Origin of the sequence: Rhodoferax sp. TS-BS-61-7 (assembly GCF_002943465.1) — a bacterium.
In the GTDB taxonomy this organism is placed as follows: domain Bacteria; phylum Pseudomonadota; class Gammaproteobacteria; order Burkholderiales; family Burkholderiaceae_C; genus Allorhodoferax.
In genome coordinates this window covers 189372-201934 of the sequence record NZ_PTQY01000007.1, presented here as the reverse complement: position 1 = coordinate 201934, position 12563 = coordinate 189372, and the positions used below count along the sequence as shown (strand labels likewise).

Sequence of the window (12563 nt, the reverse complement as noted above, 5' to 3'; positions counted from 1 at the left end):
AAGCACCATGCTTTTAATTCCTGCGATTGACCTCAAAGACGGCCACTGTGTACGCCTCAAACAAGGCGATATGGACCAATCCACCACGTTTGGCGAAGACCCCGCGGTCATGGCCCGCAGCTGGGTGGACAAGGGTGCGAGACGTCTGCACCTGGTCGATCTGAATGGCGCCTTTGCCGGCCATCCCAAAAACGAGATGGCGATCCGCAAGATCCTGAAGGAAGTGGGCAACGAGATCGACGTGCAACTGGGCGGCGGTATCCGCGACCTGGACACGATTGAACGTTACCTGGACGCCGGCCTGCGCTACGTCATCATTGGCACTGCGGCCGTCAAGAACCCCGGTTTTTTGCAGGACGCCTGCACCGCGTTTGGCGGCCACATCATCGTGGGCCTGGACGCACGCGACGGCAAGGTCGCTACCGACGGCTGGAGCAAGCTCACCCGCCACGACGTGGTGGACTTGGGCAAAAAGTTTGAAGACTACGGCGTCGAAGGCATCATCTACACCGACATTGGCCGCGACGGCATGCTGTCCGGCATCAACATCGACGCCACCGTCAAGCTGGCCCAGGCCCTGACCATCCCCGTCATCGCCTCCGGCGGCCTGTCCAACATGGCCGACATCGAAGCCCTGTGCGAAGTGGAAAGTGAAGGCGTGGAAGGTGTGATCTGCGGCCGAGCCATCTACAGCGGCGACCTGGACTTTGCTGCTGCACAGACCCGCGCCGACGAGCTCAACGGCTGATGCTCGCCAAACGCATCATTCCTTGCCTGGACGTGACCGGTGGTCGCGTCGTGAAGGGTGTCAATTTCGTCGAGCTGCGCGACGCCGGTGACCCGGTAGAAATCGCCGCGCGCTACAACGACCAAGGCGCCGACGAACTCACGTTTCTGGACATCACGGCCACCAGCGATGGGCGCGACCTGATCCTGCACATCATCGAAGCCGTGGCCAGCCAGGTCTTCATCCCGCTCACGGTGGGTGGTGGCGTGCGCATAGTGGAAGACGTGCGCCGCCTGCTCAACGCAGGCGCCGACAAGGTGAGTTTCAATTCCGCGGCGCTGGCCAATCCGCAAGTGATTGAAGACGCATCGCTGAAATACGGTTCTCAGGCCATCGTGGTGGCCATTGATGCCAAACGCCGCTCCGAAGAAGACGCCGCCACCCGCGGTGCCGGCTGGGACGTGTACAGCCACGGTGGTCGCAAAAACACCGGCCTGGACGCCGTGGCCTGGGCCACCGAAATGGCGCGCCGTGGGGCTGGCGAAATTTTGCTCACCAGCATGGACCGCGACGGCACCAAAAGCGGCTTTGACCTGGCGCTGACCCGCGCCGTGGCCGATGCCATCAGCGTGCCCGTGATCGCCTCTGGCGGCGTGGGCAATCTGGACCACTTGGCCGATGGCGTGCAGCAGGGCGGTGCCGACGCCGTGCTGGCCGCCAGCATCTTCCACTACGGCGAATACACCGTAGGCCAGGCCAAGGCCCGCATGGCCGAGCGCGGCATCCCGGTGCGAATTTAAGCGTTTTAGGCCTCTAGCCCCCATCAACGCTGCGCGAGCAGCTATGAATTAAGTAGCAAATGGAACCCACCCCCACCCCGCCTGTGAGTTGGCTCAAACACATCCGCTGGGATTCCAAAGGCCTGGTGCCCGTGATCGCGCAGGAGCAGGGCACCAACGACGTGCTGATGTTCGCCTGGATGAACCGCGAGGCTCTGCAAAAGACCGTGGAGCTGGGCCGGGCCGTGTACTTCAGCCGCACGCGCGACAAGCTTTGGTACAAGGGCGAAGAGTCCGGCCACGTGCAAACCGTGCACGAGATCCGCATGGACTGCGACAACGACGTGATCCTGCTCAAGGTGACCCAGCTGGGCCACGAGCCCGGCATCGCCTGCCACACGGGCCGTCACAGCTGTTTCTTCAGTGTGTTGGAGAATGGTGAGTGGAAATCGGTGGACCCGGTCTTGAAAGATCCCGAGTCGATCTATAAATAGTGAGCTAGCAAGATGTCCATTTCTCAAGATTCCCTCGCCGCACTGGCTGCCGTGATTGAAAGCCGCAAAGTCGCCAATGGGGGGGACCCGGACGCGAGTTATGTGTCCCGCCTGCTGCACAAAGGGCCCGATACCTTTTTGAAGAAAATTGGCGAGGAAGCTACCGAGGTGGTCATGGCCGCCAAGGACGCGGACCACGGCGGTGACGCCACCAAGATCGTTTACGAAGTGGCCGACCTGTGGTTCCACTGCATGGTGGCCTTGTCGCACTACGGCCTGTCGCCGGCCGATGTGATTGCCGAGCTGGAGCGCCGTGTGGGCACCAGCGGCCTGGAAGAAAAAGCCCTGCGCAAAGTGCTTGCGCGTGAGGCAGAGCCCAAAGCCGATTCCCACTAAAGGAGTGTCTATGAGCCAGGATTTCACCACCCCCAACACGCCGGCACCGGTCAGCGTTGAGCAACTGCAGTCACTCAACACCATCGGCACCATCAGCTATGTGCTCCACCTGATTGTGGCGGTCAGCGCCTTTATTCCGGGGGGGCAGTTTGGTGTGACCTTACTGCTGGTGGCGCTGATTCTGGACATGGTCAAGCGCGATGATGCGGCGGGCACCTGGCACGCCTCGCACTTTCGCTGGCGCATCCGGTCGGTGGTCATCGCCGGCGTGTTGTACCTGGTGACCTTGCCGCTGTTTTTGCTGCTGTATTTTCCCGGCGCCATTGCCTGGGCCGTCATCTCGGTGTGGTTTCTGTACCGCATCGTCACCGGCTTCATCGCCATGAACAAAGGCCAGGAGATTGGTGCATGAGTGAACACGCGCCAAGCCACGATGCCAACTGCATTTTTTGCAAAATCATTGCCAAGCAGATCCCATCCAAAGCGGTGTACGAGGACGAACAGGTCTATGCCTTCCACGACATCCACCCCTGGGCGCCGGTGCATTTTTTGCTGATCCCCAAGGCGCACATTCCCAGCATGGCCCAGGTGGGCCCCGAGCACGCGGCGCTGATGGGCCACATGATGGCCCTGGTGCCCAAGCTGGCGATGGAGCAGGGCTGCAATCCTTACCCGGATGGTGGCTACCGGCTGGTGACCAACACCGGGGCAGAAGGCGGGCAGGAAGTGCACCATCTGCACTTCCATGTGATGGGTGGCCCGCGCCCCTGGTTGCGTGGGTGACATGGCGCCTCCACGCTCCGCCGCTACACGGGTCGCTGCCCCCCAAGGGTGGCTAATTTCCCTTGGGGCGGCCCTGCGGGAAATTGTGTTTACGCGCGCCGACTAGAATTCAACAAATTGTTAGGAGTACATCATGGGTTCATTTTCTATTTGGCACTGGTTGATCGTTCTGCTGATCGTGGTCATGGTGTTCGGCACCAAGAAGCTCAAGAACATGGGTTCTGACCTGGGCGGCGCCGTCAAGGGTTTCAAAGACGGCATGAAAGACGGCTCTGCCTCTGCTGCCGACGACAAGTCCGCAGCGCTAGCACAACAAGTGGCCAACGCCTCTGAAAAAACCACGATCGACGTGGAAGCCAAGCAAAAGAACTGAGTTAGCACTGCGTGATTGACCTCGGCATATCGAAGATGGCGCTGATCGGCGCGGTGGCGTTGATCGTCATCGGGCCCGAGAAGCTGCCCAAAGTGGCCCGCACCGTGGGCGCCTTGCTTGGCAAGGCACAGCGTTACGTGGCCGACGTGAAGGCCGAAGTCAACCGCTCCATGGAGCTCGACGAGCTCAAGAAAATGCGCGAAACGGTGGAGGGTGCCGCCCGCGATGTGGAGAACTCCATCCAGACGCAGGCCAGCGACTTCGAGAAATCGTGGTCCGACGCCACCGACGCTGCGCTGGAGCCTGAGGCCCCCCGCTACAAACACCCCAACAAAAACTGGCGCCTCAAGCAAGGTGCCATGCCCCAGTGGTACAAGGCCCGCAACGGCGTGCGTACCAAGGCGCAGTCGGGAGCGGCCCGTGTGGCGCGCTTCCGTCCGCCGCGCGTGCGCTGAGCGGCCCCACCACCTTTCCCCATGGCATCAGACAACAATCCGCAAGACGAGCTTGCCGGCACCGAACAGCCCTTTGTGCAGCATTTGATGGAGCTGCGCGACCGCCTGGTCAAGGCCGCCATTGCGGTGGGCGTGGCCCTGGCCGTGCTGGCGCTGTACCCCGGTCCGGCCGCGCTCTATGACATTCTGGCCGCGCCCCTGGTGGCCACGCTGCCAGCCGGTGGCAAGCTGATTGCCACCTCGGTCATCTCGCCCTTTTTGGTGCCGCTCAAGATCATGCTGATGGCCGCGTTTTTGCTGGCGCTGCCGGTGGTGCTGTGGCAGGTTTGGGCCTTTGTGGCGCCGGGGCTCTACAGCCACGAGAAGAAGCTGGTGTTGCCCCTGGTGGTGTCCAGCACCCTGTTATTTTTCATCGGGGTGGCGTTTTGTTACTTCTTTGTGTTCGGGCAGGTGTTCAAGTTCATCCAGAGCTTTGCCCCGCAAAGCATTGCCGCCACGCCCGACATTGAGTCGTACTTGGACTTTGTGCTCTCCATGTTCCTGGCCTTCGGCCTGGCGTTTGAGGTGCCGATTGTGGTGATTGTGTTGGCGCGTATGGGCATCGTCAGCATCGAAAAACTCAAGGCCTTCCGCAGCTACTTCATCGTGCTGGCCTTTGTGGTGGCGGCCATTGTCACGCCGCCTGATGTGGTGTCCCAATTGGCGCTGGCCATCCCCATGTGCATCTTGTACGAGATTGGCATCTGGGCGGCGCAGATCTTCATCAAACACACGCAGGCGCCGGCCGAAGAAGCACCAACACCTGACGCCCCTTAGGTCGATTTGGTAGTCAAATAGGCCTCTAGCCCGCGTAGATACTGAGCGAGAAGCTCCTAAAATAATAGCAAAAAGGCGGCCCGAGGGTCGCCTTTTTTGTGCCCGGATGGGGGGGGCAGAGGTCAGCGCGCCGCTGCCTTGGGCTTGGGCCGCACACCGGGTGTCACGTTGAGTTCCAGCTTCTGGTTCTTGCGCTCGATGGTGAAGGGCGCCACGGTGCCGGGTTTGAGTGACGCCACGATGGACAACAGCTGGGTCACGTCACCAATCGGTTTGTCGGCAATGCTCACAATCACGTCGCCTGGGCGCACGCCGGCCTGGGCGGCCGGGCCGTTTTGCAGCACACCGGTGATGATCACACCTGCCTTGGCCTTCACATCAAAGGTCTCGGCCAGCTCGGGCGAGAGGTCGTTAGGCTCCACGCCGATCCAGCCGCGGGTGACCTGGCCGTCTTTCACAATGCCGTCCAACACCATCTTGGCGGTGGCCACCGGAATGGCAAAGCCAATGCCCATGCTGCCGCCCGAGCGGGAGTAGATGGCGGTGTTGATACCCAGCAGGTTGCCGTTGGTGTCCACCAGCGCGCCGCCCGAGTTGCCGGGGTTGATGGCGGCGTCGGTCTGGATGAAGTTCTCAAACGTGTTGATGCCCAGCTGGTTGCGCCCCAGTGCACTCACGATGCCGCTGGTCACGGTCTGGCCTACGCCAAACGGGTTGCCGATGGCCAGCACCTGGTCGCCCACCTGCAGGTTGTCGGAGTTGCCCAGCACGATGGTGGGGAGCTTGTCGAGTTCGATCTTGAGCACGGCCAGGTCGCTGTCGGGGTCGGTGCCAATCACCTTGGCGGCCACGCGGCGGCTGTCGTTGAGGATGACCTCGATCTCGTCCGCCTCTTCGATCACGTGGTTGTTGGTCAGGATATAGCCGCTGGGGCTCACGATCACACCGCTGCCCAGGCCACCCTGGGGTTCGTTGCCCTGGTCGCCATAAAAGAACTTGAACCAGGGGTCATTGGCATTGGGATTTTTGGCGGCCGCCTTGCTGGTGTTGATGCTCACCACCGCGGCCGAAGCTTTTTGCGCCGCCAGGCGGTAGCTGCCGGGCGGGATCTCACCGGGCTGCGAGGGGGGAGCCTGCAGCAGGGCAATGGCGCCGTCCACCGTGCTGGCGCTGTGGCCCAGCCACTGGGGCTTGAGGGTGGCCACCACGAAATAGGTGGCAAGCAGCACCGTAATGGTTTGGGAGAACAGCAACCAAAGTCGTTTCATCGGGAATTCCAGCAGGGGCGGCACACAGGCGTGCTGCGCAGTGCAAATTGTAGGCGGCGCGGGCCTGCGCGTTACAGTGCCATACCGCGCTGTTGACCATGCAAACCATCTTCATCCACCCCGCTGCACCGCCCAAGCCGCCTGAAGGTGCGCCTTGTAATGGCTGCGGCGTGTGTTGCCTGGCCCAGCCGTGCCCGGTGGGCATGCTGTTGTCACGCCGCCGGCGCGGGGCCTGCCAGGCGCTGCGTTGGGATGCGGTGCAGGCGCGGTACCGCTGCGGTGCCATCACCGAGCCACGCGCCGTGGTGTTGGCCGCGCTGCCGCATGGGCTGCGGTGGCTGGCGCCCGTGCCTGCCGCGCTGCTGGGTCGTCTGGCGCGGCGCTGGGTGGCCGCAGGGCAGGGTTGCGACAGTGACCTGTTGCCCCAGGCACCGCCGCCCGCCTCAACGACAATGCCGTCTTGACCCTCCCGTATCCCGCCATGACCGACCGCACTACCTTGTTATCCACCTTGGACGCGCTGCTGCAACCCGAGCGTTTCAAAGACTACGGCCCCAACGGCTTGCAGGTGGAGGGCCGTGCCGAGGTGCATACCCTGGTGTCGGGCGTCACGGCCAGCCTGGCGCTGATCGAGGCTGCCATTGCCGCCAAGGCTGATGCCATTCTGGTGCACCATGGCCTGTTCTGGCGCGGCCACGACGGCCGCGTGACCGGCTGGATGCGCCAGCGCCTGGGTTTGCTGCTGGCACACAACATCAACCTGTTCGCTTACCACCTGCCGCTGGACGCCCACCCCGAGCTGGGCAACAACGCGCAGCTGGGCCGGGTGCTGGGCCTGCAGGCGGACGCACGTTTTGGTGAGCAGCAGCTGGGTTTTGTGGGCGCTGCGCCAGCGGCGCTGGACACGGCGCAGGCGCTGGCAGACCATGTGCAAGCCACACTGGGCCGTACCGTCACCCTGGTACCCGGCGGCACGCAGCCGCTGCGCCGTATTGCCTGGTGCACCGGTGGCGCCCAGGGTTACTTTGAAGACGCGATTGCCGCCGGCGCCGATGCCTTCATTACTGGCGAGATTTCCGAACCCCAGGCCCACTACGCGCGCGAATGCGGCGTGGCCTACATCGCCTGCGGCCACCACGCCAGCGAGCGTTATGGTGCACCCGCGGTGGCGGCCCACGTGGCGGCGCAGCTGGGGCTGGCCCATACCTTCATCGACATTGACAACCCCGCATGAGTGACACCGTTCTCCCCATCGCCCTGACGCTGGGCGACGCCGCCGGCATTGGCCCCGAAATCATCGCCCAGTCGTTCCTGCGCGAACCCGAGATGCTGCGTGGCTGTTTTGTGGCCGGCGATGTGCAGGCCATGCGCCGCGCGCTGGCTGTGGTGCAGGGTGTGGTTCCGCTGCCTGTGGTGCAAATCGCCACGCCGGCCGAGGTAGCGCAGTTGCCTCCGCGCTGCCTGCCCGTGCTGCAGGTGGGCGAGGCCCTGGCGCCTGTGCACTGGGGCCGGGTGAGTGCCGCCGCCGGTGAGTTTGCTGGCCGTTGCGTGTTGTGGGCGGCCGATGCGGCGCTGCGCGGCGAGGTGGCCGCGCTGGTGACGGCGCCGTTGCACAAGGAAGCCCTGTCCGCTGCAGGGGCCCCGTACGACGCCTACCCCGGCCATACCGAGATGCTGCAGGCCGCCGCGGCGCGCCATGCCGGCGTGGCTGTGGACGGCATGCCGGTGCGCATGATGCTGGCCAACGACGAGTTGCGCACCGTGCTGGTCAGCATCCATGTCTCGCTGCGCGACGCGCTGGCCGCGGTGACCATGGACAACGTGCTGCAAACCATTCTGATCACCCACGCCGCGCTCTTGCGCACGCTGGACCGTGCGCCGCGTATTGCGGTGGCGGGTGTGAACCCCCATGCGGGCGAGGGCGGCCTGTTCGGCCACGAGGAGCTGGACACGGTGATACCCGCGGTAGAGGCGGCACGCGCCCAGGGCTGCCAGGTGTTCGGCCCCTACGCGCCCGACACGGTATTCATGCGCGCGCGCCACGCCGTGGGGCACCCGGGGGAATTTGATGTGGTGGTGGCCATGTACCACGACCAGGGGCTGATTCCGGTCAAGTATCTTGGGGTGGAGCAGGGCGTGAACGTGACGCTAGGCCTGCCACTGGTGCGCACCAGCCCGGACCACGGCACGGCGTTTGACATCGCCGGCACGGGCCGCGCCGACCCGTCCAGTCTGCTGGCCGCCATTCGCATGGCGCACCAGCTCATTCCGGCCTAGAATTTAAGCCAAACTGGCCTCTAGCCCTTATGCTTATTGCGCGGGCAGCTATTGAAATAATAGCTGCTCGCGCGTGACAGGGCTTACTTTTTGAGGTTGTCCCGGATTTCGCGCAGCAGCAGCACGTCCTCGGGTGTTGTTGCGGGTGCGGGTTCAGCGGCCGGGGCTTCCTTCTTCAGGCGGTTGATCTGCTTGACCATCAGAAAGATGATGAAGGCCAGAATCGCGAAGTTCACGGCGACGGTGATGAAGTTGCCGTAGGCAAACACCGGGATTCCGGCTTTCTTCAGCCCTGCCAGGGTGGTCTCGGTGCCGGGTGGTACCGCGCCCAAGACCCAGAACATATTGGAAAAGTCCAATTTCCCGATGACTGCGCCCACCAGCGGCATGATCAGGTCGCCCACCACCGAGTCCACGATCTTGCCGAAGGCCGCGCCAATGATCACGCCCACAGCGAGGTCAATCACATTGCCCTTGACCGCAAAATCCTTGAATTCTTGAATCATTCCCATCGCTTGTTGCTCCACCGTGGTTGAAAGATGCCAAGTATTACCGACAAAACAGGGGTCAAGGCGGCGTGGTTCGTCAACCCGCGCGTTGAATGCCCCCACTGCCGTCAGCTACAATCCCGGCTTACCCCTACTAGCGATGTTCATTGAGGATTCTCATGAGTGAAACCCTTGTCGACAGCAAAAAGATCGACGCCAGCAAACGGACTTGGTTGATAGCATCCGGCTGCGCTGGTGCAGTGGGCGGTGTTGCCACCGCCATCCCCTTTGTGAGCACATTCCAGCCCTCCGAACGCGCCAAGGCTGCCGGAGCCGCCGTAGAGGTGGACATCGCGGAGATCAAACCCGGTGAAAAAATCACGGTCGAATGGCGCGGCAAGCCCGTCTGGATCGTGCGCCGTACACCCGAGCAGCTGGCTGCGCTGGCAGGTATTGACGGTGAGCTGGCGGACCCCAAGTCCGAGCGCAAGCCCAGTGAACTGACCCCTGAATACGCCCGCAACGAGGCGCGTTCCATCAAGCCCGAGTTTTTTGTCGCCGTGGGCATTTGCTCGCATTTGGGCTGCTCGCCCTCCGACAAGTTCCAGCTCGGTGCCCAGCCCTCTTTGCCGGATGACTGGAAAGGTGGCTTCTTGTGCCCCTGCCACGGTTCCACCTTCGATATGGCTGGCCGCGTGTTCAAGAACAAGCCCGCGCCTGACAACCTCGAAGTGCCGCCGCACATGTACCTGTCTGACAGCAAGCTGCTGATCGGCGAAGACAAGCAAGCCTGAGGAACAAGAACATGGCGACTTTCAAGGAAATCTCCCCCAACGCCTCGGCTGGCGAGAAGGTGACCAATTGGTTTGAAAACCGGTTCCCCACCGCGTTCGATGCCTACAAGGTGCACATGTCGGAGTACTACGCTCCGAAGAACTTCAATTTCTGGTACATCTTCGGCTCGCTGGCTTTGCTGGTGTTGGTGATCCAGATCGTGACCGGCATCTTCCTGGTCATGCACTACAAGCCCGATGCCGCCTTGGCATTCGGTTCGGTCGAATACATCATGCGCGACGTGCCATGGGGCTGGTTGATCCGCTACATGCACTCCACGGGTGCCTCTGCCTTCTTTGTGGTGGTGTATCTGCACATGTTCCGTGGCCTCATCTACGGCAGCTACCGCAAACCCCGTGAACTGGTCTGGATCTTTGGCTGCGCCATTTTCCTGTGCCTGATGGCCGAAGCCTTCATGGGTTACCTGCTGCCTTGGGGCCAGATGTCCTACTGGGGCGCCCAGGTGATCGTGAACCTGTTTGCAGCCGTGCCTCTGGTCGGTCCCGACCTGGCTTTGCTGATTCGCGGCGACTTTGTGGTGGGTGATGCCACCCTCAACCGCTTCTTCAGCTTCCACGTGATTGCCGTGCCTTTGGTCCTGTTGGGCTTGGTGGTGGCGCACTTGCTGGCCCTGCACGACGTGGGTTCCAACAACCCCGATGGCATCGAAATCAAAGGCCCCAACGCCCCCCGCGACGCGGCTGGCCACCCCTTGGATGGCGTGCCTTTCCACCCCTACTACACGGTGCATGACATCTTCGCGGTGAGCATGTTCCTTATGGTCTTTACTGCCATCATCTTCTTTGCGCCTGAGATGGGTGGTTACTTCCTGGAGTACAACAACTTCATCCCGGCAGACCCGCTCAAGACACCGGCGCACATTGCACCCGTCTGGTACTTCACTCCGTTCTACTCCATGCTGCGTGCCATCACCAGCGAGATGATGTATGCACTGATTGCCTGCGTCTTGGGTGCCGCCGCCTTCAGCATCTTCAAGTTCAAGATGCCCACGATCTTCAAAGCAGTGCTGGCCGGTGCCGCAGTCGTGGCTACCGTCTTGATGCTGTCGATCGACGCCAAGTTCTGGGGCGTGGTGGTGATGGGTGGTGCCGTGATCATCCTGTTCTTCTTGCCTTGGCTGGATTACAGCCCTGTCAAGTCCATCCGCTACCGCCCTGACTGGCACAAGTACCTGTATGGCATCTTCGTCATCAACTTCGTGGTGCTGGCCTACCTGGGTGTGCAGCCGCCGTCTGTCATTGGTGAGCGTGTTTCCCAAGTGGGTACTTTGTTCTACTTCGGCTTCTTCTTGTTGATGCCCTGGTGGAGTGCTTTGGGTGAGTCCAAGGAAGTGCCTGCCCGTGTGACCTTTGCGGCCCACTGAGCGCCGGAGACGACTGACATGAAAAAACTCCTCATTACCCTCGTGGCAGCCTTGGGCTTTGTCGCCGGTGCCCATGCAGCGGGCGGTGGTATCGCCCTGGACAAGGCACCCATCAAGACGAATGACCTGGTGTCTTTGCAAAACGGCGCCAAGCTGTTTGTGAACTACTGCCTGAACTGTCACTCTGCGGCCTTCATGCGCTTCAACCGGCTCAAGGACATTGGCCTGACTGACCAGCAGATCAAGGACAACCTTCTGTTCACCACTGAAAAAGTGGGTGAAACCATGAAGGCCGCGATTGACCCCAAGCAGGCCAAAGACTGGTTTGGCGCCAACCCGCCTGACCTGACCGTGATTGCCCGTTCGCGTGCAGGCTCTGGCGGTTCAGGTGCCGACTACTTGTATACCTACCTGCGCACCTACTACCCTGACGAGACCAAGGCCACCGGCTGGAACAACCTCGTATTCCCCAGCGTGGGCATGCCCCATGTGTTGTGGGAGTTGCAAGGCAAGCGCGTGCCGGTGTACGACACGGTGACTGAACATGGCCACGACGTGCAAGTGTTCAAGGGCTGGAAGCAAATCACCCCCGGTACCATGACCCCTGCCCAGTACGACCAGGCGATTGGTGATTTGGTGAACTACATGCAGTGGATGGGGGAGCCAGCACAGAACACCCGCGTGCGTGTGGGTGTATGGGTGCTGTTGTTCCTGTCGGTGCTTACGTTGTTTGCGTGGCGCCTGAATGCGGCGTTCTGGAAAGACGTCAAATAAAGTTCCCGGGCTGTCGCACAGGCCAGTTTGGCCTGACGTGATGGTGTCAGAGTGGGTCTGCCAAGGCGACCCACTCTTTTTCATTTTTTAGGAGTCTCTTGCCATGATGGTGCTGTATTCAGGAACAACCTGCCCCTTTTCTCACCGTTGCCGTTTTGTTTTGTTCGAGAAAGGCATGGACTTCGAAATTCGCGATGTGGACTTGTACAACAAGCCCGAAGACATCAGCGTGATGAACCCTTACGGACAAGTGCCGATTTTGGTCGAACGTGACCTGATCCTGTACGAGTCGAACATCATCAATGAATACATCGACGAGCGTTTCCCCCATCCCCAGCTCATGCCCGGAGACCCGGTGGACCGTGCCCGTGTGCGCCTGTTCTTGCTGAACTTCGAAAAAGAGTTGTTTGTGCACGTGTCCACGCTGGAAGCCCGCGCATCCAAGGGCAATGAAAAAGCACTGGAGAAAGCCCGTGCGCACATTCGTGACCGCCTGACCCAACTGGCTCCCGTGTTTCTCAAGAACAAGTACATGTTGGGCGAAAATTTCTCCATGCTGGACGTGGCGATTGCCCCCTTGCTCTGGCGCCTGGACTACTACGGCATCGACCTCAGCAAGAACGCAGCGCCTCTGCTCAAGTACGCAGAGCGCATCTTCTCGCGTCCCGCCTACATTGAGGCACTGACGCCATCTGAAAAGGTCATGCGCAAGTAA

The 12563-nt window shown here is 61.5% G+C and carries 18 protein-coding genes; 16 read left to right on the top strand and 2 right to left on the bottom strand.

Features of this window, described 5'->3' with window-relative positions:
• Nucleotides 1-7 precede the first annotated feature (7 nt).
• The 9 genes from hisA to tatC all read left to right on the top strand — a co-directional run bounded on the left by hisA (nucleotide 8) and on the right by tatC (nucleotide 4823).
• Entirely contained in the window at nucleotides 8-748 is a 741-nt protein-coding gene (gene hisA / locus C5F53_RS17650) for a 1-(5-phosphoribosyl)-5-[(5-phosphoribosylamino)methylideneamino]imidazole-4-carboxamide isomerase (RefSeq protein WP_105262699.1), read from the top strand.
• Entirely contained in the window at nucleotides 748-1527 is a 780-nt protein-coding gene (hisF, locus tag C5F53_RS17645; RefSeq protein ID WP_105262698.1) for an imidazole glycerol phosphate synthase subunit HisF, read from the top strand. The genes hisA and hisF overlap by 1 nt, the downstream gene beginning before the upstream one ends.
• 59 nt (nucleotides 1528-1586) lie before the next feature.
• A complete protein-coding gene (gene hisI, locus C5F53_RS17640; protein WP_201740886.1) occupies nucleotides 1587-2000 on the top strand; it encodes a phosphoribosyl-AMP cyclohydrolase in 414 nt (137 codons plus the stop codon).
• Nucleotides 2001-2012: 12 nt separating this feature from the next.
• Nucleotides 2013-2396, top strand: coding sequence for a phosphoribosyl-ATP diphosphatase (locus C5F53_RS17635; RefSeq protein WP_105262697.1), 384 nt, complete (start codon nucleotides 2013-2015; stop codon nucleotides 2394-2396).
• A gap of 10 nt (nucleotides 2397-2406) precedes the next feature.
• Nucleotides 2407-2808 carry a hypothetical protein gene (locus C5F53_RS17630; RefSeq protein WP_105262696.1) on the top strand — a complete coding sequence of 134 codons (402 nt, stop codon included), beginning with the start codon at nucleotides 2407-2409 and terminating at the stop codon, nucleotides 2806-2808.
• Complete coding sequence (locus C5F53_RS17625; RefSeq protein ID WP_105262695.1) at nucleotides 2805-3179, top strand: histidine triad nucleotide-binding protein; 375 nt, start codon at nucleotides 2805-2807, stop codon at nucleotides 3177-3179. Before C5F53_RS17630 ends, C5F53_RS17625 begins: the two co-directional genes overlap by 4 nt.
• Before the next feature lie 133 nt (nucleotides 3180-3312).
• Complete coding sequence (gene tatA / locus C5F53_RS17620) at nucleotides 3313-3552, top strand: Sec-independent protein translocase subunit TatA (protein WP_105262694.1); 240 nt, start codon at nucleotides 3313-3315, stop codon at nucleotides 3550-3552.
• An 11-nt stretch (nucleotides 3553-3563) separates the two neighbouring features.
• Nucleotides 3564-4007, top strand: a complete 444-nt coding sequence (gene tatB / locus C5F53_RS17615; protein WP_105262693.1) for a Sec-independent protein translocase protein TatB — start codon at nucleotides 3564-3566, stop codon at nucleotides 4005-4007.
• A gap of 21 nt (nucleotides 4008-4028) precedes the next feature.
• Nucleotides 4029-4823, top strand: a complete 795-nt coding sequence (gene tatC, locus C5F53_RS17610) for a twin-arginine translocase subunit TatC (RefSeq protein WP_105262692.1) — start codon at nucleotides 4029-4031, stop codon at nucleotides 4821-4823.
• A 122-nt stretch (nucleotides 4824-4945) separates the two neighbouring features.
• Here tatC and C5F53_RS17605 read toward each other — a convergent pair whose 3' ends face one another.
• Nucleotides 4946-6091 (bottom strand): S1C family serine protease, encoded by a 1146-nt coding sequence (locus tag C5F53_RS17605; protein WP_105262691.1) that lies wholly within the window; start codon nucleotides 6089-6091, stop codon nucleotides 4946-4948.
• Between the two features lie 98 nt (nucleotides 6092-6189).
• Here C5F53_RS17605 and C5F53_RS17600 point away from each other — a divergent pair, with 98 nt between their 5' ends.
• The 3 genes from C5F53_RS17600 to pdxA are packed head-to-tail and all read left to right on the top strand — an operon-like array spanning nucleotide 6190 to nucleotide 8368.
• Nucleotides 6190-6555 (top strand): hypothetical protein, encoded by a 366-nt coding sequence (locus C5F53_RS17600; RefSeq protein ID WP_201740885.1) that lies wholly within the window; start codon nucleotides 6190-6192, stop codon nucleotides 6553-6555.
• 17 nt (nucleotides 6556-6572) lie between these two features.
• A complete protein-coding gene (locus C5F53_RS17595; protein ID WP_105262689.1) occupies nucleotides 6573-7325 on the top strand; it encodes a Nif3-like dinuclear metal center hexameric protein in 753 nt (250 codons plus the stop codon).
• A complete protein-coding gene (pdxA, locus tag C5F53_RS17590; RefSeq protein WP_105262688.1) occupies nucleotides 7322-8368 on the top strand; it encodes a 4-hydroxythreonine-4-phosphate dehydrogenase PdxA in 1047 nt (348 codons plus the stop codon). Before C5F53_RS17595 ends, pdxA begins: the two co-directional genes overlap by 4 nt.
• Nucleotides 8369-8451: 83 nt before the next feature.
• On the opposite strand, the gene mscL is transcribed toward pdxA, so the two are convergent.
• Complete coding sequence (mscL, locus tag C5F53_RS17585; RefSeq protein ID WP_105262687.1) at nucleotides 8452-8880, bottom strand: large conductance mechanosensitive channel protein MscL; 429 nt, start codon at nucleotides 8878-8880, stop codon at nucleotides 8452-8454.
• Between the two features lie 155 nt (nucleotides 8881-9035).
• Here mscL and petA point away from each other — a divergent pair, with 155 nt between their 5' ends.
• The 4 genes from petA to C5F53_RS17565 all read left to right on the top strand — a co-directional run bounded on the left by petA (nucleotide 9036) and on the right by C5F53_RS17565 (nucleotide 12563).
• On the top strand, nucleotides 9036-9650 hold the full coding sequence (petA, locus tag C5F53_RS17580) for a ubiquinol-cytochrome c reductase iron-sulfur subunit (RefSeq protein WP_105262686.1): 615 nt from the start codon (nucleotides 9036-9038) through the stop codon (nucleotides 9648-9650).
• Between the two features lie 11 nt (nucleotides 9651-9661).
• On the top strand, nucleotides 9662-11074 hold the full coding sequence (locus tag C5F53_RS17575) for a cytochrome bc complex cytochrome b subunit (RefSeq protein WP_105262685.1): 1413 nt from the start codon (nucleotides 9662-9664) through the stop codon (nucleotides 11072-11074).
• An 18-nt stretch (nucleotides 11075-11092) separates the two neighbouring features.
• Nucleotides 11093-11848, top strand: coding sequence for a cytochrome c1 (locus C5F53_RS17570; protein ID WP_105262684.1), 756 nt, complete (start codon nucleotides 11093-11095; stop codon nucleotides 11846-11848).
• Nucleotides 11849-11951: 103 nt separating this feature from the next.
• Nucleotides 11952-12563 carry a glutathione S-transferase N-terminal domain-containing protein gene (locus tag C5F53_RS17565; RefSeq protein WP_105262683.1) on the top strand — a complete coding sequence of 204 codons (612 nt, stop codon included), beginning with the start codon at nucleotides 11952-11954 and terminating at the stop codon, nucleotides 12561-12563.

Coding starts and splice junctions, on each gene's coding strand:
- C5F53_RS17635 (WP_105262697.1), top strand. CDS start 2,013: ATGTCCATTTCTCAAGATTCCCTCGCCGCACTGGCTGCCGTGATTGAA.
- hisF (WP_105262698.1), top strand. CDS start 748: ATGCTCGCCAAACGCATCATTCCTTGCCTGGACGTGACCGGTGGTCGC.
- C5F53_RS17565 (WP_105262683.1), top strand. CDS start 11,952: ATGATGGTGCTGTATTCAGGAACAACCTGCCCCTTTTCTCACCGTTGC.
- mscL (WP_105262687.1), bottom strand. CDS start 8,880: ATGGGAATGATTCAAGAATTCAAGGATTTTGCGGTCAAGGGCAATGTG.
- C5F53_RS17625 (WP_105262695.1), top strand. CDS start 2,805: ATGAGTGAACACGCGCCAAGCCACGATGCCAACTGCATTTTTTGCAAA.
- hisI (WP_201740886.1), top strand. CDS start 1,587: ATGGAACCCACCCCCACCCCGCCTGTGAGTTGGCTCAAACACATCCGC.
- C5F53_RS17575 (WP_105262685.1), top strand. CDS start 9,662: ATGGCGACTTTCAAGGAAATCTCCCCCAACGCCTCGGCTGGCGAGAAG.
- petA (WP_105262686.1), top strand. CDS start 9,036: ATGAGTGAAACCCTTGTCGACAGCAAAAAGATCGACGCCAGCAAACGG.
- hisA (WP_105262699.1), top strand. CDS start 8: ATGCTTTTAATTCCTGCGATTGACCTCAAAGACGGCCACTGTGTACGC.
- C5F53_RS17600 (WP_201740885.1), top strand. CDS start 6,190: ATGCAAACCATCTTCATCCACCCCGCTGCACCGCCCAAGCCGCCTGAA.
- C5F53_RS17605 (WP_105262691.1), bottom strand. CDS start 6,091: ATGAAACGACTTTGGTTGCTGTTCTCCCAAACCATTACGGTGCTGCTT.
- tatC (WP_105262692.1), top strand. CDS start 4,029: ATGGCATCAGACAACAATCCGCAAGACGAGCTTGCCGGCACCGAACAG.
- pdxA (WP_105262688.1), top strand. CDS start 7,322: ATGAGTGACACCGTTCTCCCCATCGCCCTGACGCTGGGCGACGCCGCC.
- C5F53_RS17595 (WP_105262689.1), top strand. CDS start 6,573: ATGACCGACCGCACTACCTTGTTATCCACCTTGGACGCGCTGCTGCAA.
- tatA (WP_105262694.1), top strand. CDS start 3,313: ATGGGTTCATTTTCTATTTGGCACTGGTTGATCGTTCTGCTGATCGTG.
- C5F53_RS17630 (WP_105262696.1), top strand. CDS start 2,407: ATGAGCCAGGATTTCACCACCCCCAACACGCCGGCACCGGTCAGCGTT.
- C5F53_RS17570 (WP_105262684.1), top strand. CDS start 11,093: ATGAAAAAACTCCTCATTACCCTCGTGGCAGCCTTGGGCTTTGTCGCC.